Origin of the sequence: Massilia rubra (genome assembly GCF_011682065.1) — a bacterium.
Taxonomy (GTDB): Bacteria; Pseudomonadota; Gammaproteobacteria; order Burkholderiales; family Burkholderiaceae_D; genus Telluria_A; species Telluria_A rubra.
This window is the reverse complement of the sequence record NZ_VUYU01000020.1, coordinates 26,060-49,714: the sequence shown is the minus strand read 5'-3', so window position 1 is coordinate 49,714 and position 23,655 is coordinate 26,060. Positions and strand designations below refer to the sequence as shown.

The following is a 23,655-nucleotide window of genomic DNA, read 5'->3' as shown; positions in this document are numbered from 1 at the left end:
TGAATGCGCGTCTAGAAATTGAAGTTCTTGTTGGTCTGCTGCTGCGCGTCGGCCGGCGGCGCCGGCGTGGCGCTTTGCTCGTGCTGCGTTGCCATCAAGGCGGCCAGGACCAGCAAGACCACCACCACGGTGCCGCCCCAGCGTATGAGTGTCCAGAACATCATCAGCTCCTTGTCTTTTCCATGCTGCCCATCCGGATCGACGCCAGGTCGATCGCCATGCCGTCATCGAAGGACAGCGCCTGTGCGTTGCTGAGTTTTTCGGCTTCCATTTCGAGCTCCGAGAACACCTGGTTGAAGTTGTCGCGCACACTGTCGAAGGCTTCGTCGGCCAGCATCTGGTTGAGCAGTTCCTGGCCGCTGGTGGCGTTCAGGTTCTGCAGCGCGGCCTGGCCGGCCTGGCCGAAGCGCCATTCGAATTTCTTGTCCTCGACCACCTCGCTCAGCTGCACCAGGGCCAGTTCGGCGTTCTTGTATTTGACGACCAGCAGCACATGCGCGTCCCGCATCGCGTTGACCGCGTTTTCCTGGCGGCTGGCGTCGTAGCCGGGCTTCTGGCGTTTGCGCTCCTCGATCATGTCGGTCATGCTTTTGATCTGCGCCCCGATGCGCACCACCGACTGCTTGAAGGCGACCACGCGCTCGCGCTTTTGCAGCAGGAAGTTCTGCAACTGCTCGATCGGGTTGGCGCGCGCTTCGGCCTTGCGCGCCGCCAGCAGGCGGTTTTCCAGCTTCTGTCCGAGCAGCGGCAAGGCCTGGAACAGGCCCACGCCGACGGCGCCGACCAGCATCAGGGCCAGCAGCCCCAGGCCGCCGCTGACCGCGCCCCAGATGAGCGGCGCCAGTGCGCCCAGCGTGACCACGGCGCCGGCGCCGGCCGCGACGCGCAGCGCCCACACTTGCTGGCGGCCGCTGAGATTGAACGTGAACGTTTCTTTGTTGCCGGGGGTGCTCATGCGGGCTCCTGGTTGGTTGACGGCGGGTGTCCGCGACGGATCGTCGGGACGAAAAAAAAGCATCCCGAGGGGATGCCTTTTGATATCGATATTGCGCGCGATGTTCAGGGTGCGCGCGCCGGATGGGGGACTATCCGGCGCCGGGCGCGTCCGCGTGGTGCGCGGCTTGGTGTTCTTTGTCGTGTTACCGGTCATGGTGACCGCCTTGATTGTTGTTTTTATGGGTCCCACTCTAGCGCCGAAATATGACGGCTTGATGACAGGACTCCATTGTGCCCGCATGAGGCGGCAGGCAGAGCTGACGATGCTAGTGTTCCTAGTTAGCGCGCCTTACTCCGCGCACGCGCGCCGAGGGCCAGCAGGCCGACGCCCAGCATCAGCCAGGTCTGCGGTTCCGGTACCGGCGTGATGCTCAAGGTCGTCCTCGGATCCCACAGGTAGATCTTGAAGTACGAGTCGGTGGGATAAGTCACCGCCCGGCCCCAGCTCTGGCCAGTGGTGATGTGCCAGTTTGCGCCACCGGACATCTCGAAGCTTTCGGACGCATAGAAATCGAACGAGAGCGCGCCCGCCGGATCGTAGGAAAACTTCTTCAGGTCGCACTCGCGCGCGCCGCCGCAGGTCGACATGTCGAACCCGTCGTAATCGAACGACGTCACTTCCGAGAGATCGTAGGTGCCGTTCGCATTCCGGTCGTCGGCCACGAAGCGCCCGCTGACCGTGACGTCCGGCTTCCACCACCAGTTATCCAGGTCGGCAAAGCCGGTGTACGTCCATTCGTATTCCTGTGGCGCAGCCTGCGCCGCCACCGCGCACAGCGCCATGGCTGCCGCCCCGAGCATCTTCTTGAGCATCATATTTCCCTACTTTCAATAGCGTTATCGACAAGGCAAGAGCTTATCAATCATTCCTGCGGCGAAGGTGACACACATACAACATTGGCATAAAAATACTTCAAGGGCATCTCGAAAAAAACGGTGGAAATGCGCTCAAGGTGGTGGAGCGGCATGTCGACTTCGTCGCCCTTGCCGATGCTGTTGACGAAGCGGCGCCGCGTCCCGGCCGCGAACGCGGTAAACGCCCCGGACGCCTCAGAACTTCAGTTCAGCGATCGCCCGCAGCACGGTATAGGTCGGCGCCGTCACGGTCTTGTTCTGCCACAGTGCCTCGCCGGCATAGCTTGAGCGCTTCAGATCATCCTCATGCAGCAAGTTCGACGCGCTCAGGCGCAGATGCACCTTGGGCGTGAACTTCCAAAGCACATAGCCCTCAAGCACGCGCTTGTTCGATTCGCTCGATGTTTCATTGCCCGACAGGCGCACCGTCCCGTTCCTCACATACCCGACCGTCGCCCCCGCCGACACCGGCGCCGCGCTGAAGCTGTAGTCGGCCCCGACATTGACCGACAGCGGCGCCTGGTTGCCGATCCGGTTGTCCGGTCCCGGCACCGCGTCGACCGCCGACCAGGTGCGCGCGAGCGAGGCGCGCACGTCCAGCGCCGGAGCGCCGGCGACCAGCTGCGGCAGCTTGAATTTGGTCTCGAGCGTGATGCCGCGCGCCAGCGCCCGCCCGCTGTTGAAGGGACGCGCCACCCAGCGCTCGCCCTCGCGCACGGTGCGGGTCAAGGTCACATCGTCGATGCGGCGCGCGAACAGGCCCACGCCGACCATGCCATCCTGGCTCAGATAGTGTTCGTAGGCCAGGTCGAGTCCCAGCGCGCGCTCGGGCCGCAGGTCCGGATTGCCGCTGGTATCGGGCCGGGTCATCGTGTTGACCACCGACATGCTGCGCCCGGCGATCAGGCTCTCGCTCGACGGCACGCGCCAGGTGCGCGCCAATCCCAGGCGCAGCTGGTCCGACTTGGTGCCGGGCAAGCGCCACACGCTCTGCAGCACCGGACTGAGCATGGCCCTGGCAAAATCCACCTGCTGCCCGAGATTATTGGCACTGTGCAGTTCCACCCGCTCCCAGCGCAGGCCGAGATACAGCGCCACGCGCGCCGTGACGTCCCATTCATCCTGGGCGTACAGCGCATAGCGGCGGCTGTCGACGCGAAAAGCGCTGCCGGTTTGGTCGAGCCGCGAACGCGCATCGATCACGTCGCTGCGATGGTACAGGTCGCGGTCGCGCTGAAGCTCGGCGCCGCTCACAAAAGCGTGCTTGTCGCTGTACGCCGTGCGCAGCTTGGCCGAGGCCGTCACGCTGCGATTGTGATTGTCGCGCGCGCTATCCTGGCGGTTGCGCAAGCGCTGCGCGCGGTCGACAAAATCGACGCCGCTCGACGCGTCCGAGCGCGCATAGGTCGCGCCGGCTTTCGCCTCCAGCTTGCTGCTCGCGCCAAGCGCCCGCATCCAGGTCAGGTTGTTGCGGATCGTCAGCGACGAACCCTCGCTGGTGTAGTTCTCGTTGGCGAACTGCGTCTCCGGTCCGCGCAAAAAATCGGTGCGCCCGAAACCCGCGCTGTCGTACGTGGTGCCGGACAGATAGCTTTGCAGCGCCAGCGAATCGTCGGCGCCGAATTTTTTGCTGATGCGCGGCGCAAGACTCCAGTTCCAGCCGCGATCCTCGTTGAACTGCGTCATGTCGCGCAGGATGACCCCCTCCTCGCCCGCGCCTTCGGTGCGGGTGAGGTAGGTTTCGTCGCCGCTCAGCTGGCGCGCGGCGGCCGTCACCAGCCAGGCCAGCGTGTCGTCCTGTCCGCTCCAGGTGCCGGAGAGCTGCGGCTTGGTGCGGTCGTTATCGTGATAGATACCGGCGCGCAGTTGCCGCTGGTTCTTGCCATTGCTGCGCTTGAGGATGATATTGATGGTGCCGGCGATCGCCTGCGTCCCCATCTCGACCGTGGGAACGCCAAGGATTTCGATGCGATCGACCACGTCCGGGGCGAGGTTGTCGAGCGAGAAGTTGGGCGGGGCCGGCTCGCCGTTGAGCAGGATGCGCACATAGCCGCTGCCCAGGCCGCGCATGCTCACTTCGCCGCCTTTGCGTCCCGGAACGCCATTGACGACAAGTCCGGGCTGGCGCCGCAGCACGTCGAGCACGCTGCCGTCGCCATAGCGCACCAGCTCGGCCGTGCCGACGGTCTGGCGGAACGTGCCCGAGGTGCGCTGCTCATCGGTGCGCGTGGCGGCGATCTCGACCTGCGGCAGCGGGGCCGGCGCGCTTGTCACGGGCGCGGGCGTTGCCGGCGGCGCGCTGGGCGGCGCGACCTGCGCGTGGGCCTGGCCGCACAGCGCCATGGCGGCCATCACTGGTGGACTGAGAAACTGGGAAAACTTGGTCAACGTCATGGCAAGGTCGAAGGTAAGAGTGAGCGCGGACCGCGCCGGGATCATCATTCATTTTGCCAACAATGTCAATTTCCAAATTTTGCCTGCAATGCAAGTTTGCCGGCGTTGCGGGCCACGCGTGCCAGGGCTGGGCCGTGCAAAGTCAGCGCGACGCCCTGGCGCGGTAGAATGGCAAGGAACCGACACGGTCCTTGCGCTCCCCGAGCCCAGCCCGACGATGTCACCACGCTCCACGCGGAAAGACGAGCGCCATGCACATCAGCCAGCATCCGACCCACACCCTCGACTTGCGCGTGCGCGAGCTGCGCCAGCTGTTTAACTCGCTGGACCCGACACCCTTTTTGAACAAGGATCTCGACCGCGCCTGCGAAGCCTTCATCGAGAACTGGGCGCTGTCTCTGCCGCACGATTGCCACTTGCACCTGACCATCCATATCGACGAGCCGGTGGCGCTGGAAGAAGCCGGCGCACTGGTGGGCGACGCCATCCACAACTACTACGGTTACAAGATCGGACTGGTACGCGGCGAGCTCAGCCAACTGCTGCGCGTGGGCCGGCTCAGCCTCGTCGTCGGCCTGGTCTTCGTCGCCGCCTGCCTGCTGCTGGCCGAGGCCATCACCAGCCTGGTCCCCGGCCCGACCGCCAAGATCGCCCACGAAAGCCTGACCATCATCGGCTGGGTGGCGATGTGGCGCCCGGTGCAGATTTTCCTGTACGACTGGTGGCCGCTGAAGGGGCGCATCAAGGTCTTCGACAACCTGCGCTTCGCCCGCGTCAGCGTGGTGCCCGCCTGATTGAATAGGCTGTTGCAGATGAGCATCGCAATATGGGTGCGCATGCAACAAGACTTCTGGCAAGCCGGGCAATTTGATTCATAATCGATCATCCAGTGTCCGCCGGCCGCGACAGCAGTGCGGACACGCGTCCCGGTGGACTTGCCACCACGACTTTCGGGTTGTTATGCCGCTATCGTCTCGCCTGCTCCTGTGCCTTGCGCTCACCTTCTGCCTGCCGGGCGCGCCCTTGCTGGCCGCGGCGCCCTCCGGGGCGCTGGCCGGCGCCGAACTCGATGCGATCCGCACGCTGTCGCATAGCTCGACCCTGGACGCCCTGGCGCGGCTGGAGGCGCTGCAGGCGCGCACCGGCAAGGACGCGCCCTACCCGCTGCGGCGCGACCTGCTGCGCACCGAAGTGACGCTGCGCGAAGACGCCGGCCAGCTCGAGCGCGCATATGCGCTCGAGCGCCAGGCGCTGCTGCTGGCGATCGACAACAACGATCCCGTGTTCGCGGCGCTGGCCAGGCTGGGCGCGGTGCACCAGTTACTCGACCAGAACCGCACGCACGAAGCGCAGGAAGCCCTGGCGAAAGTCCGGGCCGGCCTGCCGGAACATCCGCCGCCGATGCTGCGCATTGCCCTGGGCAGGGCCGAGGGCGACGCCTTCAATGCCAAAGGCCAGTTCGACAAAGCCCTGGCGTCCTATTTGCAGGCGCTTACGCTGCAGCAGGACGATCCGAAGGCCGGTGATAGCCGCGCCCAGCTGCTGACGCGCATCGCGCGCGTGTACATCAACATCGACAACCCGGCCAAGGCGATCGAAACCATCGGCCAGGCGCTGCGCGAGCCCGATCTGGCGGCGCGCACCGTGGGGCGGCTCCAGTTCACGGACGCCATCGCCCTGCTCAAGCAACAGCGCGACAAGGAAGGCATCGCCGCCTTCAACAACGCGCTCGACAGCGCCACGCGCGGCGGCCAGGCCGGGCTCGAAGCCGAGGTGCGCGGCAACATCGCCGACTATTTCCTGCGCCAGCACGACTACCCGCGCGCCGAACAAGAGGCGCGGCTCGCCTTGAGCGCATCGGAGCGGGTCAAGGACGAGAACATGGTTCTCATGGCCAAAGCCAACCTCGGCTTCGCGCTGATGGGCCAGAAACGCTTCGCCGAAGGACTTCCCTACATCGATGCGGTGATCGCCAACATGGAGCAGGCCGGCGCCATCGCCGACGTAGCCGCCATGCTCGACGAAAAGGGCCGCATGCAGGAACAGGCCGGCTTATACAAGGACGCGCTGGCGACGGTGCGCAAGCAGCAGGCCGCGCAGCACAGCGGCGAGCGCGCCGCGCGCGACCGGGCCGTTGCCGCCTTACAGGAAGAATACGAGGCCGGCCAGCGCACCCGCCAGATCGATCTGCTGCGCCGCGAAAACCAGGTCAAGGACGCCGACCTGCGCAGCCGCAACCTGCTGCAACTGCTGACCACGGTCGGCGCCCTGCTGATGGTCGCCGCCGGCGCTGTCGTGTTGGTGCTGTACCGGCGCTCGGCCGGCGCCAACGTACGCCTGAACCAGCTCAACTCCCAGCTCAGCTATCACTCGCGGCACGACGCCCTGACCGGCCTGTACAACCGGCGCTCGTTCCTGGAAAAGATGGCTGTGCGCGGCAAGCGCGGGCGCCCCGGCGACGATCCGCGCAGCGTCGACTGCATTGTGTTGATGGACATCGACCACTTCAAGCAAATCAACGACCGCTGGGGGCACGGCGTGGGCGACGCGGTGCTGGTCGAGGTGGCGCGGCGCCTGAGCGCGGCGATGCGCGATTCCGACATGGTGATGCGCTGGGGCGGCGAGGAATTCCTCATTTACGCCCCGGCGGCCGACCCGGCGCACGTGGCCGACATTGTCGCGCGGGTGCTGCACGGCACCGGCGCCACGCCGGTCGAGGCCGGCGCGGGCAACGTGCCGGTGACGCTCAGCGCCGGCGTGGTCACGCTGCCCCTGCCCGGCGCCGGAGCGGAAGACGGCGACTGGGAGCCCGGCATCCGCCTGGCGGACTGGGCGCTGTATCACGGCAAAAAGAACGGGCGCAACCAGGCGCATATCGTCACCGGCTTGCTGGCGCCGCTCGCGTCGGTGCTGGCGGCGCTCGACGGCGCGCACGCCGACGCGTCCGGCCTGATCGAGATGGCCTGCGTGCACGGCCCGCAGCGCAACAAGTGAACCCGCTGGCCGGGTTAAGAAACGAAACGCGACAGCAGCCGGATATACGCACTCTGGTAGCCGTTCGAATTCTCGGTCACTTCCCATGAGTTCAGCGGCCAGGAATCGTTGAAGTCCACATACGATTTCTGCGGCGGCTGCCCGGTCGGCGGCGTGGGCGACTGCGTGCCGCACAGCGGATGCACCGCGGGGCAACCGTTTTCCCAGTGATAGCCGGGATTGGGACCGCCCACCAGGAAGCCCGGCGGCGGGCCGTACGTGGAATCCTTGACGCTGTCCCATTTGGCCGAACCGTGCGCGAACCAGGTGTGATAGAACTGATCGACCGAATTGGTGGCGCCGAGCGCGCCCATATTCGACAGATAGACTTTACCGAGCGGATTTACCCCGTGCAGGTAATGCAGATAGTGCGCCGCCGCGTTCAGGTTGGCGGCGGCGCTGCGCGTGCCCAGGCCGTACTGCGCCAGCGCCGCGAAGTTATTGCCCTCGTGCGACTTGATGGCATTGCTGCCCCAGGTGTACACCTGCAAATGGGCCAGGTACGGATCGGTCCGGGCGCTCATCGCGCTCCAGTGGTCGGTGCCGTCCATGCCGCTGACATAGGCCGCGCGCAAGGCGGCGGCGGTGGCCGGCGTGGCGCCAGGCAAGCTGGCGTGGTGCATCAGGGCCTGCTGCAGCGCCGCTTCGAACGGTGACACGTAGTTCCAGTACTCGAACAGATGGGTGTTGCGGTACTGCGCATCGATAACGCTGTTGTAGACCGCCTTGCCGGTCAGCTGGTAGAGGTAGATGGCGGCGGCGATCTTGTGGCCGAGACGGCCGTAGTCGTCGGTTTCCTGCTGTCCGGCGCCCAATCCCTGCGAGTTGTAGGCAGGGTCGTTGTTTTTGAACAGGACGTTCGGATTGGCGACGGCCCAGTTCCAGGCGCGCTCCGCGCGAATCTTCAGCGCATTGGCGTAACTGGCCAGGCCGGCGCGCGCGCCGAACACCTTGGCCCCGAGCGCAAAGGCGCCGGCCGAGGCCAGGGTGGCCGAGGTATTGGGCGGCCCGTACAGGGTCTGGCCGGTGGCCGCCGACGGCGGGCTGGCGTGGACCAGGCCGGCAATTGAGAGCATGGCGCCGCTCGGCTCCTGCATCTTGATTTCGTCGAGGCGGAGAGCGGCAATCTGTTAAAGAGCTACGATCGGGCCTTCAAGGCACTTCGTCAGGGAAAAATTGTCGATGCTGTCTGGGCCACCACCTTCGGTCCCGCCGAGCTGACACAGGAGAACCTGTTTGTTGCGGTGCTGGAATCGTCTTTATTGAAAGACATCGCCATGTCTGCGGCCTCGATTTACGGCGGTTTCTACGGCACCGCAGCGTTCACTGCCTGGTACACGTACAGGGTGACCGGCGGTGACTTGCAAGCGGCAATCAAGAGCGGCGTCATCGCGGGGCTGAGTTCCTACGGATTGGGAGTGTCGAAGGACATCCCCTACACCGAGCTAACCAGGCGCACCTGGCCACCGCCGTGGTCGGCGCCGCCGCCGTGGCCGCCGCCGGCGGTAGCGAGCAGGACATTATCCGAGGCTTCCTTACCGGGTCCGCCCTTACCTTAGCGAACGCGTACTACGCTGACCAGGTAGGACGTGACATGGACGGCCGTGTCGCTACGGAAGCGGCCATCGACAAGTTCGACGCAGAGAATCAAGCGTACTACGGCGTCTTCGCGGACGAAAACGGTGACCCTGTCGTCTTTCGGGACGAAAAGACTGGCGCGTTTTATACAAGAATCAATACGAACAACATTGAACCGCGCATCACCCAAGTTGGTATTGCATCGCGCGAGGCGTTGCAAGGCATACCGAACGCCCTTTTTTCCGAGACAGCCATTCCGATGCGTGCGCTTGCGTCCGGCGTCCCGATGATGAATGCCATGGCGGCATTCCACGATCGGATGTGCGACGTGCTAGCGATCGACCAGACCGCCTTGGTCGCCATTACAATCATTCCGGCGTCTATTCTCACTGTGAGCGCATCCGAGGTTCCACTCGCGAACTTGATTGTCGCCACGCTCAACGCCAAAGAGTCGGCCGGTGTATAGCGCGATGATAGTGGCTTCATGGTGACAAAGCCGCCCGAGGCAGCAAATGGTTGACTATCTTCGTAAAAAATCCTGCTCCTCGCGCTCTTTTTGCCATCGTTACCCTTTAAGCCGCCGTGCAGGCGGCCGACGACTTCGTGTCCACGTGCAGTTGGTATGATAGGGCAATGTCTACCCATCGCATCGCTGCCCTGCTAGCCATGTGCCTCTTGCTGTCAAGCGGGTGCGTGGGCGCCGTCACCCAGGAGGACGTGGTGGCGGGCGCCGCCAGGCTGTATCGCGCCCGGATAGACGGGCTGGCGCAGGCCGGCATGCTCGACCGCGATGCCTCCTTCCTGGCGCGGGTCGCGCGCATCGCGCAGCGCTTGAGCGAGCAGGCCCGGCGCGACAATCCGGCCGCGCCAGTGTGGTCCTGGGAAATTCACACCAGCGGCGATCCCGATGACAACGCGTTCTGCATGGCCGGCGGCAAACTCCTGGTCAGCCAGGCGTATGTCGAACAATTGGCGCTGACCGATGCGGAACTGGCGATGGTGCTCAGTCACGAGATGCAGCACGCTATCTTGCTGCATCACTTAAAGGAATTCGACGAAGCCGTTCGGCGCGATCCGCGCTGGCTGGCGCGGCCGTTTTCCGAGCTTGAAGATGCGCTCGACAATGACGCGCGCCTGATGGGGCAGCTGGCGGCGCTCAACCGGGAACAGGAAGTGGAGGCGGACCGTGAGGGGCTGGCGATGGCCTGGCGCGCAGGCTGGCGCGCGAACGAACTGGCCGCCTACTTCAGAAAACTCGAGCAGGCTGCCACCATGAGCCACATCGGCAACGCCACTCACCCCGCGCCGTTGGCCCGATGGCGCGCAGCGCGCCGACAAGCTGCGCAACTCGACAGCGGCCGAGCTGGCACGCTGGAAAAGGCAGATTTTCCACAATGACAGGTGATCGACCGGGCCGGTAGTCGGCGCGGCAGAAACCGATGGCGGCCGCCCGGCCGGCTGCCCAGCCCCGATCTGATACGTGCGGCGACCCGCTCCCCCGATGGTCCATCAGCGCGGCCACGCGCCCGGCGCCCCTTCACACCCCGTCAATCCCGTCGATGAATTCCTGACCTGCATCGCGCCGGGCAGCTGGCCACTGCCTGAAAACACGACGCTTACCAGCGACGCGGCAGGTTTGCTATTTCATGTCAAATTAATAAATCAATTTACTTGAACAAACATTAATTTCGAAAAGTAATTATGATTCCCTGACTATGCGGTTTATTCGCTTCCCTGGATATCCCTTACGTCATGACCCTGTAACTTTTGAACATTACAATCATTCCCGTTCATTACAGACTGCGCGATTGCAGTCTGTATCAGAGCGCTCGACGATGTAATAACTTGTTTGCTTGTCCGTGAAATAGCGCGTTAGCCAAGAGGCCACCATTGCAATCAACATTTCGCTTCATTGGCTCACTTATTACCGTCACCGCTGCCATTGTGCTCAGTGCGTGCGCGTCGAGTGCGACGACCAAAGCGTCGCCCTATCGCATCGAATTCCAGGCGGCCCGCGACGTGAATGGCGATAGTCGCCAGCGCCCTTCCCCGGTGCTGGTCAAGGTATATGCGCTGCGCTCGCCGGCCAGCTTCCAGTCGGCCGATTTCTTTGCGCTGCAAAGCCAGGCCGAAACGCTGTTGGGCAAGGATCTGGTCGAAGTCGAACAGCTGGTGCTGGCGCCAGGTGAAAGCCGGTCGATCAAAAAACCGGGCAATCCCGATGTCACCGCTATCGGAATCGTCGCTGAATACCGGCTATTGGAAAAGAATAAGTGGCGCGAAACAGTTACCCTGCCGGATCCGAAACAATTGAATTCCTTTAAGTTCTGGCAAACCTTGCCAGATCAGTTTCTTTTGCAGGTCGGTATTAACAAGGGCGGTATCGCCTTGATTCAAAAAGCCAAATGAAACCATATTCACCCAATCCGAATATCGCCAGCAGCATGCATCAGCGCATAGTCTGGACCGAAGGCATGTTTCTGCGCCCGCACCATTTCCAGCAGATGGAACGCTACCTCGAAAACTTCGTGCAATCGCGCGTGCTGCCAATGCAGGGTTTTCACTGGGGATGGTCACGCCTGGTGCTGGACCGGGATGCGCTTGCACTAGGAAAGCTAGCCATCAGCAGCGGCGCCGGGGTTATGCCTGATGGAACGCCATTTACCTTTGAAGCGGACAATGCCCCCGCCATGCTGGACGTGCCGGTGCAACTCAAGGACCAGGACATCGTGCTGGCCTTGCCCTTGTGGCGCGCCAACCGGCCCGATTTTTCCTGGTCCGACGAGGCTCCGTCCCAGGATGGCCCCGGCAACACCGGCTGGACCCGCCATGACATCGGCGAGTTCGAGATTGAAGACGCCAACAGCGATGCATTCGGCCCGGCCGTGCTGCAATTTGGCCGCTTGAACCTGCGCCTGATGCCCGCGTCGGCCCTCAATGGAGACTGGCAGTCGGTGGGGGTGGTGCGCGTGAGCGAACGGCGCAACGATGGCCAGGTGCTGCTCGATGAAAGCTACATCGCGCCGATGCTAGCTGCCACGGCGCATCCGGTGCTGGACAGTTTTGTCTCGCAACTGCACGGCCTGCTGCAACAGCGCGGTGACGCCCTGGCAGAGCGCTTGTCGCAGCCTGGCAGCAGCGGCGTGGCCGAATTTGCCGATTTTCTGCTGCTTGAAGTGATCAACCGCTACACCGCCGTCACCTGGCATGCGGGCCAAAGCAGTCGTTTGCATCCGGAAATGCTGTACAAGGACATGCTGAAACTGGCTTGCGACCTGGCCACCTATACCTCCGACAAGCGCCGCCCGACTGTCTATCCGCCGTATCTGCACGACGATCTGCAGGCCACGTTTACGCCCCTGATGGCCGAACTGCGCCGTGCGCTGTCCATCGTCCTCGAGCAGCACGCCATCGCCATCGAGCTGCAAGAGCGCGGCAACGGCATTCGCGTCGCCCAGATTCCGTCGCTGGAACTGATCCAGGACGCCGGGTTTGTATTGGCGGTCAATGCCGACATGCCGTCCGACCTGCTGCGCATGCGCTTCCCGGCGCAGCTGAAAATGGGCGCGGTCGAGCGCATCCGTGACCTGGTGCTGCTGCAGTTGCCCGGTATTGGCGTGCGCCTGTTGCCAGTGGCGCCCCGGCATCTGCCCTACCACGCCGGCTTCACCTATTTTGAACTCGACAAGACCGGCGAGTTCTGGAAGCAGCTCGAAAAGTCCGGCGGCCTGGCGTTGCACGTGGCCGGTGATTTCCCCGGCCTCTCCATGGAATTCTGGGCCATTCGTCAATGAACACCACCAACACCCTCGGTTTCGATCCGCTCGGCCAGCTGGGCCGGCGCGGTGACCATTTCGTCGCACCCAATCCCGGTGGCGCATCGACCACGCAAGGCGCTGGAGCCGTTGGAGCCAATGCCGCCGCCGCGCCGCCTCCCGGCCAACGCATCCACAGCGGCAGCAACCCGCTGGTGGCGTTGGCCAACCCGCTGCTCAATCTCATTCCACAGATTCGCACGACCGTGCATCACGCCGATCCGGCCATGCTGCGCGAGCAGCTGGTGGCCGAATTGCGCCAGTTCGAAACCCGCGCCCGGGAAGCGGGCATTGCCAACGAAACCATTATCGGCGCACGCTACTGCCTCTGCACCACGCTCGATGAAGCGGCCACCTTGACGCCCTGGGGCGGCGCTGGCGTCTGGTCGGCCAGCAGCCTGCTGGTGACGTTTCATAACGAAACCTGGGGCGGAGAAAAGTTTTTCCAGTTGCTGTCGCGCCTGGCGTCCTATCCGGCCCAGCACGTCGATCTGCTCGAACTTCAATATTTCTGCCTGATGCTGGGCTTCGAAGGACGCTACCGGGTGCTCGACCAGGGCCGCTCGCAGCTTGACGTGCTCAAGCAGCGCCTGCTGCAACTAATCCGCACCCAGCGCGGCGAGCATGCCAGCGCCCTATCGCCCCATTGGCATGATCCGGTCGTCGCTGCGCGTGCGCAGCGCAGCGTACCGCTGTGGGCGGTCGCCAGTGTGGCGGCGCTGGCCTGCGTCGGCTTGTTCATCGGTCTGCAGTGGTCGCTGTCGTCGCGCTCCGACGAGGTCTATGCCGCCATCGATCAACTGCGCGTCCCGCGCGTGGTCGCCAGCGCCGCCAGGCCCGTCCCCGCCCCGCAAGCGCGCCGCCTGGCGCAGTTCCTGGAAACGGAAATCGCCGAAAAGCTCGTCAGTGTGCTGGACCTGAGCGACCGCAGCACGGTCATCATCCGCGGCGACAGCTTGTTCGAGTCGGGCGCCGGCACGGTCAGCGGCAGCCCGGCGCACGCAGCCTTGCTGGAGCGCATCGGCAAGGCGCTCAATGCCGTCCCCGGCGCCGTGCTGGTGGTCGGCTACACCGACGATGTGCCGACCCGCGGCTTGCGCTTTGCGTCCAACTGGGAACTGTCGGTGGCGCGCGCCGAGAGCGTCAAGAACATGCTGCAAGCGCTGCTCGATCAAAAAAACCGCCTGCGCGCCGAGGGCCGTGGCGCGGCCGAGCCAGCCGTGCCGAACGACAGTCCAGCCAACCGGGCGCGCAACCGTCGCGTCGAAATTACCTTAATGGTGCCGCCGGCGGCACCGGCCACCGAGTCCGCACCATGAATATTGTCATGAACCTGTTCGGCAGAGTGGCCGGTGTCGTCTTCGGTCGTCAGCTGTGGATATTCTTTGGCCTGCTTGCCTTGTGCTGCATGGTCTGGCTGCTCGGGCCGATCGTCGCCATCGGCCAGATGCGCCCGCTGGAGAGCGAACTGGCGCGCTGGTGCGTGATCGGACTGGTGTTTGCCATCTGGCTGCTGCGCGCGCTGTACCGCTACTGGCGCGCGGCCCGCCTGAACTCCCAGCTGCTCACGCAGATCCGTACGCCCGCCGCACGCCCCCATGCCGCACCAAGCGCTGCCAACCCACACCTGGATGAACTCGGCCAGCGCTTCCAGGACGCCTCCGAGAAGCTGAAGACGGCCAGGTTCGCCACCGACGCCAATCAAGGCAAGCTGGCTTTCCTGCAGCGCTTCTCGGGCCAGTATCTGTATCAGCTGCCGTGGTACGTCTTCATCGGCGCACCGGGCTCGGGCAAGACCACGGCGCTGGTCAATGCCGGCCTGGAATTCCCCCTGGCTGAACAATTTGGCAAAGCAGCCATTCGCGGCATCGGCGGCACCCGTAACTGCGACTGGTGGTTCACCAACGAAGCGGTGCTGATCGACACGGCCGGCCGCTACACCGTGCAAGAAAATCGTGAACACGACCACGGCGAATGGCAGGGTTTTGTCGACCTCCTCAAAAAATTCCGGCCGCGCCAGCCACTGAACGGCGCCATTCTCACCATCAGCATCGCCGATCTGCTCACCAGCGGCGAGCAGGAACGCGCATTGCATGCGCTCACCTTGCGCAAGCGCCTGCACGAACTGCGCGACCAGCTCGGCATTCAATTCCCGGTCTACGTCCTGATCACCAAGGTCGATCTGCTGGCCGGGTTTACCGAATATTTTGCCCAACTGAGCAAGGAACAGCGCAGCCAGGTATGGGGCCTGACCTTCAAGCTCGACGCCGTGCGCGACAGCGGCTTCGACTTGCCGGGCGCTTTTTCGGCCCAGTACAAGCAACTGCTCGAACGCCTGTACGCCAGCCTGCCCGAGCAACTGCTGGCCGAGCACGACCCGCGCCAGCGCGAACTGGCCTACCTGCTGCCGCAGGAGTTTGCCGGCTTGGAGAGCATTCTGAGCCAGTTCCTGGCGCACGTCTTCGTCTCCTCAAAATTCGAGTCGAACGCCTTGCTGCGCGGCGTGTACTTTACCAGTGGCACCCAGGAAGGCACCGTGTTCGACCGGGTCCTCGGCGGCATCAAAAACTTTTTGCAGATCAATACCGGCCAGCGTTCGCCGCAGATCGGCGAACCCGGCCGCAGCTTCTTCCTGCGCAGCCTGTTGCAAGACATCATTTTCAAGGAAGCCGGCCTGGCTGGCACCAATGAACGCTGGCAGAAGAAGCAAACCTGGCTGCGCACAGCCGGCTATGCCGCCACCGCCGTGCTGGCAATCGCGATCTCGCTCGCATGGATCAACAGCTACCGCGCCAACCAGGCTTACGTCAACGATGTCGCAGCGCGCCTGCCAGCGCTTGAAAAACGCCTTGGCGCAGTTCGGCTGAGCGACCGTGAACAGATCACCAGCGTCATGCCGATGCTCGACGCCTTGCACGCCGTGCCAGTCAGCACCGTGCTGGACGTGAAAAATCCTCCGGTCGCTTACCAGCTGGGCCTGTATCAGGGCAACAAGCTGCAAGCGGCGTCCACCCGTGCTTACGAGCGGGCGCTGGACGACATGTTTCTGCCGCAACTGGCGCGCCGCCTGGAAGACAGCCTGCGCCAGGCCCCGAGCGGCGACGTGGAACTGAGCTACAACGCGCTCAAGGCGTATCTGATGCTGTTCGATCCGACGCATTACGACGCCGATTTCCTGCAGGCGTGGTTGTCGCTGGACCTGGAACGTCAATTGGGCAGCGCCCTGTCGAACGTCCAGCGCGACGAACTGCGCGACCATCTGAAGCGCTTGCTTGCGCAGCGGATCGTGGCGTCGCCGTTTGCGATGGACGAGCCACTGGTGGCGCAAACGCGTGAACGACTGCTCACACATACTCTGGCCCAGCGCGCCTACGGCACCATGAAGCGCATGTTGCAAGGTAACAAGCAACTGCCAACGTTCAATGTCGGCGCCGTGGTCGGTCCGCAGGCGCCGCTGGTGTTCCGGCGCGCCAGTGGCGCCAGCCTGAACCAAGGCGTGGCCGGCCTGTACAGCTATCGCGGTTACTGGGAACTGTTCGCTCCCGGCCTGGACGCGCGCATCGCCAAGCTGGCGGAAGAAGAGAAATGGGTCCTGGCCCAGCCAAAAAGCGCGCCAGCCCGTGCCGACAACCTTGCCGCATGGAGCGCCGAGGTACGTCGCCTGTATCTGACCGACTACATTCGCGTGTGGGAAGACTACCTGGGCGACCTGCGCCTGAAGACCGGCGGCACGCTGGCCCAGAATATCCAGGTCGCGCGCATCCTGTCGTCCCTTGACTCGCCGCTGGTGCGCGTCATGAACGCTGCCGCCAAGGAAACCACGCTGGTGCGCAAAGACGAGATCAACGGCGCCACCATCGTCGACAAGGCCAGAGACAAACTCGACAGCACGCGCTCGTCCCTGAGCCAGATCTTCGGCCAAAGCGACCTGGCCGGCGGCAAGCCGGAGGCGGCCGCCGCGGAACGCGTGGAAATGCTGGTCGATACACGCTTCGCCGGCCTGCGCGAATTTACGACAGCGCGCGACAAAGGCGGCAAGGCGCCCATCGACGGCATTGTCGACACCCTCGGCGAGCTGTACGCCCAGTTGATCGCCACCGAGACCGCCCTGCGCGACGGCGCCACGCCGCCACCGAATCAAGTGGTCAGCAAAATCCTGGCCGAAGCCGGCCGCCTGCCGACGCCGTTTCGCGGCATGCTGGGCGAACTGGCCAATTCGTCCGACAACAACGTGACCCAGGTGCTGCAACAGCAGCTTGGCAAGAATGTCGCCGCCAATGTGGGCCACTACTGCCAGCAAAGCGTGGCTGGCCGCTACCCGTTCGTGCGCAGCTCCCCGCGTGACATGGCGCTTGGCGACTTTGCCCAGATCTTCGCCCCCGGCGCCCTGATGGACGAGTTTTTCCAGAAGAACCTGGCAAACCAGGTCGACACGGCGGTGCGGCCATGGCGCTTCAAGGGAGAACAGAAGGCCCGTGCCGGCTACCTCAATTCCTTTGAGCAGGCAGTGGTCATCCGTGATGTGTATTTCGCCGGCGGCGCCCGCACGCCCACCATCCGGCTCGATATCAAGCCGGTTCAGATGGATGCCTCCATCGCGCAGTTTGTCATCGACATCGACGGCCAGGCAGTGCGCTACGCCCACGGCCCGCAAGTGTCGACGCCGATTCAATGGCCCGGTCCGGCAGGGCGCAACCAGGTGCGCGTGCAGGTGACCGGCAGCAACGGCAGCAGTGGCTCCCTGATGACCGAAGGCGCCTGGGCCCTGCACCGCATGTTCGACCGCGCCAGCCTGGCGCCACAGCGCGATGCGGAAAAAATGCTGGCGACGTTCGACGTCAACGGCGCCAAAGCCGTGTTTGAAGTGACCGCCAGCAGTGCGCACAACCCGTTCCGCCTGGCCCAGCTGGCCAGCTTTTCCTGCCCGGGAGGGGTGTGATGAACGGCCCGTTCAACACGCACGTCCAGGGCAGCGCCACCGCGCCGGTGGGCTGGTTCGGCAAGATCCCGTCGGCCGGCGACTTCGTCCGGCAGCAACTGCCTTACGCCCTGCTGGGCGGCTGGGAGCACTGGCTGCAAAACGGGTTGGCGGCCTTGCAGCAAGCCGGTCCGAACATGCTGGCCACGCACTATGCCGTGGCGCCGCTGTGGAATTTTTTGCTTCCGGCGGGACTCGGCCACGACTCGGTTCAGCTCGGCGTTCTGGCGCCCAGTTGCGACCGGGTTGGCCGCTACTACCCGGTCGCGGCGCTGTGGCCGGTGCCGACCGGCGCGTTCCATAACGGCATGCTGGAGTGCTGCGACGAATTTTACGGCGCGCTTGGCCAGGCGCTGCTGGAGGCGATCCGCCACGGCCACGCCATCGACCGCCTCGGCGCCGCCCTGGCGCACGTGGACACCGCGCCGATGAGCACACGCGCCGCAGTGGACCAGGACGCGTTCTGGCGCCAGGCGCAGGCCGGCGCCCGTCGGCACGCCAAGTCCAGTCCCGACCTGGCGCTGTACTTCGACGCTGCCAGCGCCACCAGTTTCTGGTGGACCAACCAGGGCGACGGCTCGCCCCTGAAGACCTGCACCCACACCGGACAGCTCAATAATGCCCTGTTCGCCCGCCTGTTTGGTCCCCAACAAGGATCCGTATGAGCAATTTTTCCAACGACAGCGTCTTGATCGAACCAGCGGCAGCGTCGGACGCCGCCACGCGCCCGCTGCCCAACGGCCACCGCATGGAAGAATTCGAAATCACCGGCGTCCTCGGTGTCGGTGGCTTTGGCATCGTGTACCGCGCTTTCGACCATGCGCTCGCGCGGGTCGTGGCGATCAAGGAATACATGCCGGCCATGCTGGCGGTGCGCCAGGGCGACCTGAGTATCGCGCTACGGGGCGAGCGTTTCGCCGCCACCTTCAAAAGCGGCCAGGCAGGCTTTATCAATGAAGCGCGCCTGCTGGCCAAGTTCGACCATCCGGGCCTGATCAAGGTGCTGCGTTTCTGGGAAGCCCATGGCACCGCCTACATGGCCACGCCATGCTACGAAGGCCTGACGCTCAAGCAGCGCCTGGCGGGCGGGCGCGCCCTCGGCGAAGCGGACATCATGCGCATGCTGGCGGCACTGCTGGGCGCGCTCGAAACCTTGCACCGCACCCAGTGCTTCCACCGTGACATTGCCCTCGACAACATCCTGATGCAGCCGGACGGCCTCCCGGTCCTGCTCGATTTCGGCTCCGCCCGTAAACTCATTGGCGACCTGGTTGACGATTCCAGCATCATGCTCAAACCCGGCTATTCGCCGATCGAGCAATACACCGACGACCCGGCCTTTCCCCAGGGACCGTGGACCGACATTTACGCGCTCGGCGCGGTCATTCACATCCTGGTGTCGGGTCAACTGCCGCCGGCGGCGGTCGTACGCAGCATTTCAGACAACTACCAGCCGCTTGAAGGCAGCACCCAGCGCTACAGCGCCACCCTGCTGCGCGCTGCCGATGCGGCCCTGCGCCAGCGCATTGAAGAGCGCCCGCAATCGGTCGGCGCGTTTGCGGCCCTGCTGGGCCTGACGTCGGCGACGCCGGGACACTACAGCGCTGTTGATCAAGCGGCGCCGGCGGTAAAAGAAGCCGCGCTGCCGGAGAGCTCAGCGCCCCAGCACAGCACGCCGCGCGACGCACTTGTCAGGTCCGCGTCGGTCGCGCCGCCAGCGTCGCCCGCCGAGCGCGTCGCGCCAACAAACAAAGCACGCTGGTGGGTGCTCGGCGCGAGCGCATCGGCCGTGGCCCTTGTTGCAGTGCTGTGGCTGGTGAACGCCGCAGCGCCGCCGCACGCGCCGCCACCGGTGCCCGCACCCCCGGTCGCGACACCCCCGCCAGCGCCCGTAACGCCTGCGCCAGAGGTCAACAGCAGCGAGGTGTCGCCGTCCCCGCCGCCAGCACCAGCGCAGAGTAGCGAACCCGAACCGCCGGCGCTGGTCGATGCCGCGCCCAAGCTTCCCGCCGCGCCAGTGTCAAAGCCGGTGCTCAAGCCGGTGCCGGTCGCGCTGCGTATCAGCCCATGGGGCGAAGTATATGTAAACGGCAAAAAACGCGGCGTCAGTCCACCCATGAAGTCACTCCAGCTGATGCCCGGTGACTACAAGATCGAAGTGCGCAACGGATCGCTGACGCCGCACCGCCTGCGGCTGCAGGTAACAGCCGACGCAGCCGCGCCCGATGTTGTGCACGCCTTCAAATCGGGCCAGCCATGAACCTGCTTGAAGCTCCCTGCGCCGAGTCGGCCCTGCTTAGCGCCTTGCTCGCGCCAGTCGGTGACGCGCCCCCGTGTGGCCGCAACCTGGAATATGCCGCCCCCTTCCTGGCGCTGATGCAGGCCGCGCAGCCGCGCGCCGAGCAGCAATACGGCGACACCATCATCGCGGCCGAAGCGCCGGACTGGCGTGAGGTCGCGCGCCAGGGCGAGCAGCTGATTGTGCAAAGCAAGGACCTGCGCATCGCCTGCCTGCTGGCGCAAGCCTGGACCAACCTGCAAGGCATGCAGGGCTACGCCCAGGGCCTGCGCCTGGTAGCAGGTCTGCTGGGCCGCTACTGGACCGATCTTTACCCGCGCCTGAAGGAAGACGACCAGGACGACGAGGACATCGACCCATTCCCGCGCACCAACGCGCTGGCGCCGCTGTTCGAGCCGCACAGCGTGCTGCGCGACTTGCGCGCCGTGCCGCTGCTCGGTCCCGGCGCCCTTCCCTTGCGCGAAATCGAATCGGTACTCAATCACAGCGCCCCGGAGCATGTGCACTACGCCGGTGGACCGGACCGCCTGCGCATGGAACTGACGCGCGCCCGCCACGACAATCATCCCGCCCTGCTGGCCGTGGGCGAAGCGCATTGGGCGCTCGAGACGATTGTCGCGCTGCTGCAGGAGCACCTGGGGACGGAATGGCTGCCGGAACACCAGCACGTGACCAAACTGCTGCGACGCCTCGACGAGACCACCGGCAGCAGCCACGCCGCCGTCGAGAGCGCGCCTGAGCAGGCAGCTGGCCAGCCTGGCGCGCCGTCATCGCCGGCCCCGCGCGCAACGGACTGGCGCACGCAGGAGCTTGACAGCCGCGACGACGTGCGCCTGATGCTCGAAAAGATCTGCTTTTACCTGGAAAAGCACGAACCGAGTCACCCGGCGCCGCTGTTGCTGCGGCGCGCGCAGCGGCTGATGCAGATGAGTTTTTACGAAATCATGCGCGACCTCGCGCCGGACAGCGTCAGCCAGATCGACCTGCTGATGGGCACGCAGACATGACAGCGCGCCCTCCCTTTCACACCGTTTTCGACCAATTGACAGCTTTCACAAGGAGCAATTCCCATGGCTAACCGACGGCCCGCAAGCAGCGGCCAGAAATTCATCGCACGTAACCGTGCACCGCGCGTGCAAATTGAATACGACGTCGAAGTGTATGGCGCCGAACGCAAGGTGCAACTGCCGTTCGTCATGGGCGTCATGGCCGACCTGGCCGGCAAGCAGTTGGCCCCGCTCCCGGACCTGGCCGAGCGCAAATTCCTGGAAATCGACATCGACAATTTCGATGAACGCATGAAGTCGCTGCAACCGCGCACCGCTTTCCAGGTACCCAACACGCTGACCGGCGAAGGCATGCTGCAAGTCGACCTGACCTTCGACAGCATGGACGACTTCTCGCCGGCCAATGTGGCGCGCAATGTCGATTCGCTGGCGCAACTGCTCGACGCCCGCACCCAGCTGTCCAACCTGCTCTCCTACATGGACGGCAAGAGCGGCGCCGAGGAATTGATTAACCAGGTGCTCAAGAATCCGGCATTGCTCGGCAGCCTGGCCGCCCGGCCGGCCGCTGGCACGGTGACCGGCCCCGCAACCGTGCAGGGAGACGCGCATGAATGATTTTTCCGCCCTGCTGGAACCGGGCGCCCTGCCCGCCCACGGTACCAGCAACAACGCCAGCGCCGAAAGCGACTTCGCGCTGCTGCTGCAAAAGGAGTTCAAGCCGAAGAGCGAGCAAGCCAACCACGCGGTGCAAAACGCCGTACGCACGCTTGCCCAGCAAGCACTGGCGCACACGGTGACGATGTCGTCGGACGCGTACAGCTCGATCCAGGCCATCATCGCCGAGATCGACCTGAAGCTGTCGGAGCAGATCAATCAGATCTTGCACCACGCCGACTTCCAGCAGCTCGAAGGCGCATGGCTCGGCCTGCATCACCTGGTCAGCAACACCGAAACCGACGAACTGCTGAAGATCCGCGTGTTGCCGATCTCGAAAAAAGAACTGGCGCGCAACCTGAAACGCTACAAGGGCGTGGCGTGGGACCAGAGCCCGCTCTTCAAAAAAGTCTACGAAGAAGAATACGGCCAGTTCGGCGGCGAGCCTTTTGGCAGCATGATCGGCGACTTCTACTTCGACCACAGCCCGCAGGACGTCGAAACGCTGGCGGAACTGGCGCGCATCTCGGCGGCCGCGCACTGCCCGTTCATTTCCGCCGCCGCCCCGACCGTGCTGCAGATGGAATCCTGGCAGGAATTGGCCAACCCGCGCGACCTGACCAAGATTTTCCAGAACACGGAATACGCCGCCTGGCGCAGCCTGCGCGAATCGGAAGACGCGCGCTACATCGGCCTGACCATGCCGCGCTTCCTCGGTCGCCTGCCCTACGGCGCCCGCACCAATCCGGTCGATGAATTCAGTTTTGAAGAAGACACCGACAGCGCATCGCACGAGCGTTACACCTGGGCCAATTCGGCCTACGCCATGGGCGTCAACATCAATCGCTCGTTCAAGGAATTCGGCTGGTGCACCTCGATTCGCGGCGTTGAGTCCGGCGGCGCGGTCGACAACCTGCCGTGCCACACCTTCCCGACCGACGACGGCGGCGTGGACATGAAGTGCCCGACCGAAATCGCCATCAGCGACCGCCGTGAAGCGGAACTGGCCAAGAATGGCTTCATGCCGCTGGTGCACCGCAAGAACTCGGACTTTGCCGCGTTCATCGGCGCCCAGTCGCTGCAGCAACCGGCCGAGTACTTCGACGCCGACGCCTCGGCCAACGCGCGCCTGTCGGCCCGCTTGCCTTACCTGTTCGCCTGCTGCCGTTTCGCGCACTACCTGAAATGCATCGTGCGCGACAAGATCGGCTCGTTCAAGGACCGCGATGAAATGACCAGCTGGCTCAACAGCTGGATCATGCATTACGTCGATGGCGATCCGGCCAACTCGTCGCAGGAAACGAAGGCGCGTAAACCCTTGGCCGCCGCCGAAGTCCAAGTGGAAGAGCTGGCCGATAACCCAGGCTATTACGCCGCCAAGTTTTTCCTGCGTCCCCATTACCAGCTGGAAGGCCTGACCGTCTCCCTGCGTTTGGTATCGAAATTGCCCTCACTGAAGAAAGTGGACGGCTAAGCAAGCACCAACCCTGCAAGTCTTTTCTCAATTTAGGAGTTTCACATGGCAGCAATGATGTTTATGAAAGTAACTGGCGTCACCGGCGAAGCAACCGATGACAAGCACAAGGATTGGACCGACATCCGATCGTTCTCGTGGGGCGCCAGCCAGCCAGGTGGCATGGTCGTCGGTGGCGGCGCAGGTCGCGCCAGCTTTAACGACCTGCAAGTGGTCGCCTACATGGACAAGGCCACGCCAGCCTTGATCAAGCACTGCGCAAGCGGTTTGCGTGTCGGCAGCGTGATTGTCCACGTGTGCAAATCGACAGGCACGAAAAAAGAGTTTTGCGTCGTCACGCTGGAAGACGTGCTGGTCACGTCGGCGCAGATCATCGGCGTCGATCCACAAGACACGCTGGAGCGCCTGGTCATGAACTATGGCTTCCAGGCTGCAAAAGTGCGTCAGGCTTACACCGACAAGCAAGGCAACGGCGCAAGCAGCCCAATGGGCTGGAACATCACCGACAACATCGAAATGTAATGTTCGGGGTTCATTGCGCCGAGGCGCAATGAACCCTGTCTTAAAGGTGG

Annotated in this window: 18 protein-coding genes and 1 pseudogene; 14 read left to right on the top strand and 5 right to left on the bottom strand. The window is 64.2% G+C overall.

Annotated features, from left to right (window positions below; all coding sequences use genetic code 11):
- Window positions 1–11: 11 nt before the first annotated feature.
- The 4 genes from F0185_RS24450 to F0185_RS24435 all read right to left on the bottom strand — a co-directional run bounded on the left by F0185_RS24450 (window position 12) and on the right by F0185_RS24435 (window position 4,245).
- Window positions 12–161, bottom strand: coding sequence for a hypothetical protein (locus F0185_RS24450; protein WP_167228875.1), 150 nt, complete (start codon window positions 159–161; stop codon window positions 12–14).
- 2 nt (window positions 162–163) lie between these two features.
- A complete protein-coding gene (locus F0185_RS24445) occupies window positions 164–955 on the bottom strand; it encodes a hypothetical protein (protein WP_167228873.1) in 792 nt (263 codons plus the stop codon).
- Window positions 956–1,275: 320 nt separating this feature from the next.
- Complete coding sequence (locus F0185_RS24440; RefSeq protein WP_167228871.1) at window positions 1,276–1,809, bottom strand: PEP-CTERM sorting domain-containing protein; 534 nt, start codon at window positions 1,807–1,809, stop codon at window positions 1,276–1,278.
- Between the two features lie 237 nt (window positions 1,810–2,046).
- Entirely contained in the window at window positions 2,047–4,245 is a 2,199-nt protein-coding gene (locus F0185_RS24435) for a TonB-dependent receptor plug domain-containing protein (RefSeq protein ID WP_167228869.1), read from the bottom strand.
- A gap of 251 nt (window positions 4,246–4,496) precedes the next feature.
- Here F0185_RS24435 and F0185_RS24430 point away from each other — a divergent pair, with 251 nt between their 5' ends.
- Both F0185_RS24430 and F0185_RS24425 read left to right on the top strand, forming a co-directional pair.
- Window positions 4,497–5,039, top strand: a complete 543-nt coding sequence (locus F0185_RS24430) for a hypothetical protein (protein ID WP_167228867.1) — start codon at window positions 4,497–4,499, stop codon at window positions 5,037–5,039.
- A gap of 166 nt (window positions 5,040–5,205) precedes the next feature.
- Entirely contained in the window at window positions 5,206–7,239 is a 2,034-nt protein-coding gene (locus tag F0185_RS24425; protein WP_167228865.1) for a tetratricopeptide repeat-containing diguanylate cyclase, read from the top strand.
- Window positions 7,240–7,253: 14 nt separating this feature from the next.
- Here the strand turns inward: F0185_RS24425 and F0185_RS24420 are convergent, their stop codons facing one another.
- The gene (locus F0185_RS24420) at window positions 7,254–8,375 is read right to left on the bottom strand and encodes a glycoside hydrolase family 9 protein (RefSeq protein ID WP_167228863.1); all 1,122 of its coding nucleotides are present in this window, start codon (window positions 8,373–8,375) and stop codon (window positions 7,254–7,256) included.
- A 497-nt stretch (window positions 8,376–8,872) separates the two neighbouring features.
- Here F0185_RS24420 and F0185_RS24415 point away from each other — a divergent pair, with 497 nt between their 5' ends.
- The 12 genes and pseudogenes from F0185_RS24415 to F0185_RS24360 all read left to right on the top strand — a co-directional run bounded on the left by F0185_RS24415 (window position 8,873) and on the right by F0185_RS24360 (window position 23,605).
- On the top strand, window positions 8,873–9,322 hold the full coding sequence (locus F0185_RS24415; protein ID WP_167228861.1) for a hypothetical protein: 450 nt from the start codon (window positions 8,873–8,875) through the stop codon (window positions 9,320–9,322).
- 167 nt (window positions 9,323–9,489) lie between these two features.
- A complete protein-coding gene (locus F0185_RS24410) occupies window positions 9,490–10,254 on the top strand; it encodes a M48 family metalloprotease (RefSeq protein ID WP_167228859.1) in 765 nt (254 codons plus the stop codon).
- Between the two features lie 492 nt (window positions 10,255–10,746).
- Window positions 10,747–11,265, top strand: a complete 519-nt coding sequence (gene tssJ / locus F0185_RS24405; protein ID WP_167228857.1) for a type VI secretion system lipoprotein TssJ — start codon at window positions 10,747–10,749, stop codon at window positions 11,263–11,265.
- On the top strand, window positions 11,262–12,650 hold the full coding sequence (gene tssK, locus F0185_RS24400) for a type VI secretion system baseplate subunit TssK (RefSeq protein ID WP_167228855.1): 1,389 nt from the start codon (window positions 11,262–11,264) through the stop codon (window positions 12,648–12,650). Before tssJ ends, tssK begins: the two co-directional genes overlap by 4 nt.
- The gene (locus F0185_RS24395) at window positions 12,647–13,990 is read left to right on the top strand and encodes a DotU family type VI secretion system protein (RefSeq protein WP_167228853.1); all 1,344 of its coding nucleotides are present in this window, start codon (window positions 12,647–12,649) and stop codon (window positions 13,988–13,990) included. Before tssK ends, F0185_RS24395 begins: the two co-directional genes overlap by 4 nt.
- Window positions 13,987–17,610 carry a type VI secretion system membrane subunit TssM gene (tssM, locus tag F0185_RS24390; protein ID WP_167228851.1) on the top strand — a complete coding sequence of 1,208 codons (3,624 nt, stop codon included), beginning with the start codon at window positions 13,987–13,989 and terminating at the stop codon, window positions 17,608–17,610. Before F0185_RS24395 ends, tssM begins: the two co-directional genes overlap by 4 nt.
- Complete coding sequence (gene tagF, locus F0185_RS24385) at window positions 17,610–18,314, top strand: type VI secretion system-associated protein TagF (protein WP_167228849.1); 705 nt, start codon at window positions 17,610–17,612, stop codon at window positions 18,312–18,314. The genes tssM and tagF overlap by 1 nt, the downstream gene beginning before the upstream one ends.
- A pseudogene (locus tag F0185_RS35600) lies at window positions 18,311–19,186 on the top strand (serine/threonine protein kinase); the annotation flags it as partial. The gene tagF and the pseudogene F0185_RS35600, both read left to right, overlap by 4 nt.
- A 719-nt stretch (window positions 19,187–19,905) precedes the next feature.
- Window positions 19,906–20,955: a type VI secretion system protein TssA gene (gene tssA, locus F0185_RS24375; RefSeq protein WP_167228845.1), complete on the top strand. Its 1,050-nt coding sequence runs from the start codon at window positions 19,906–19,908 to the stop codon at window positions 20,953–20,955.
- A 63-nt stretch (window positions 20,956–21,018) separates the two neighbouring features.
- Complete coding sequence (gene tssB, locus F0185_RS24370; RefSeq protein WP_167228843.1) at window positions 21,019–21,570, top strand: type VI secretion system contractile sheath small subunit; 552 nt, start codon at window positions 21,019–21,021, stop codon at window positions 21,568–21,570.
- Complete coding sequence (gene tssC / locus F0185_RS24365; RefSeq protein ID WP_167228841.1) at window positions 21,563–23,083, top strand: type VI secretion system contractile sheath large subunit; 1,521 nt, start codon at window positions 21,563–21,565, stop codon at window positions 23,081–23,083. Before tssB ends, tssC begins: the two co-directional genes overlap by 8 nt.
- 45 nt (window positions 23,084–23,128) lie before the next feature.
- Window positions 23,129–23,605 (top strand): Hcp family type VI secretion system effector, encoded by a 477-nt coding sequence (locus F0185_RS24360; protein ID WP_167228839.1) that lies wholly within the window; start codon window positions 23,129–23,131, stop codon window positions 23,603–23,605.
- Window positions 23,606–23,655: the final 50 nt, after the last annotated feature.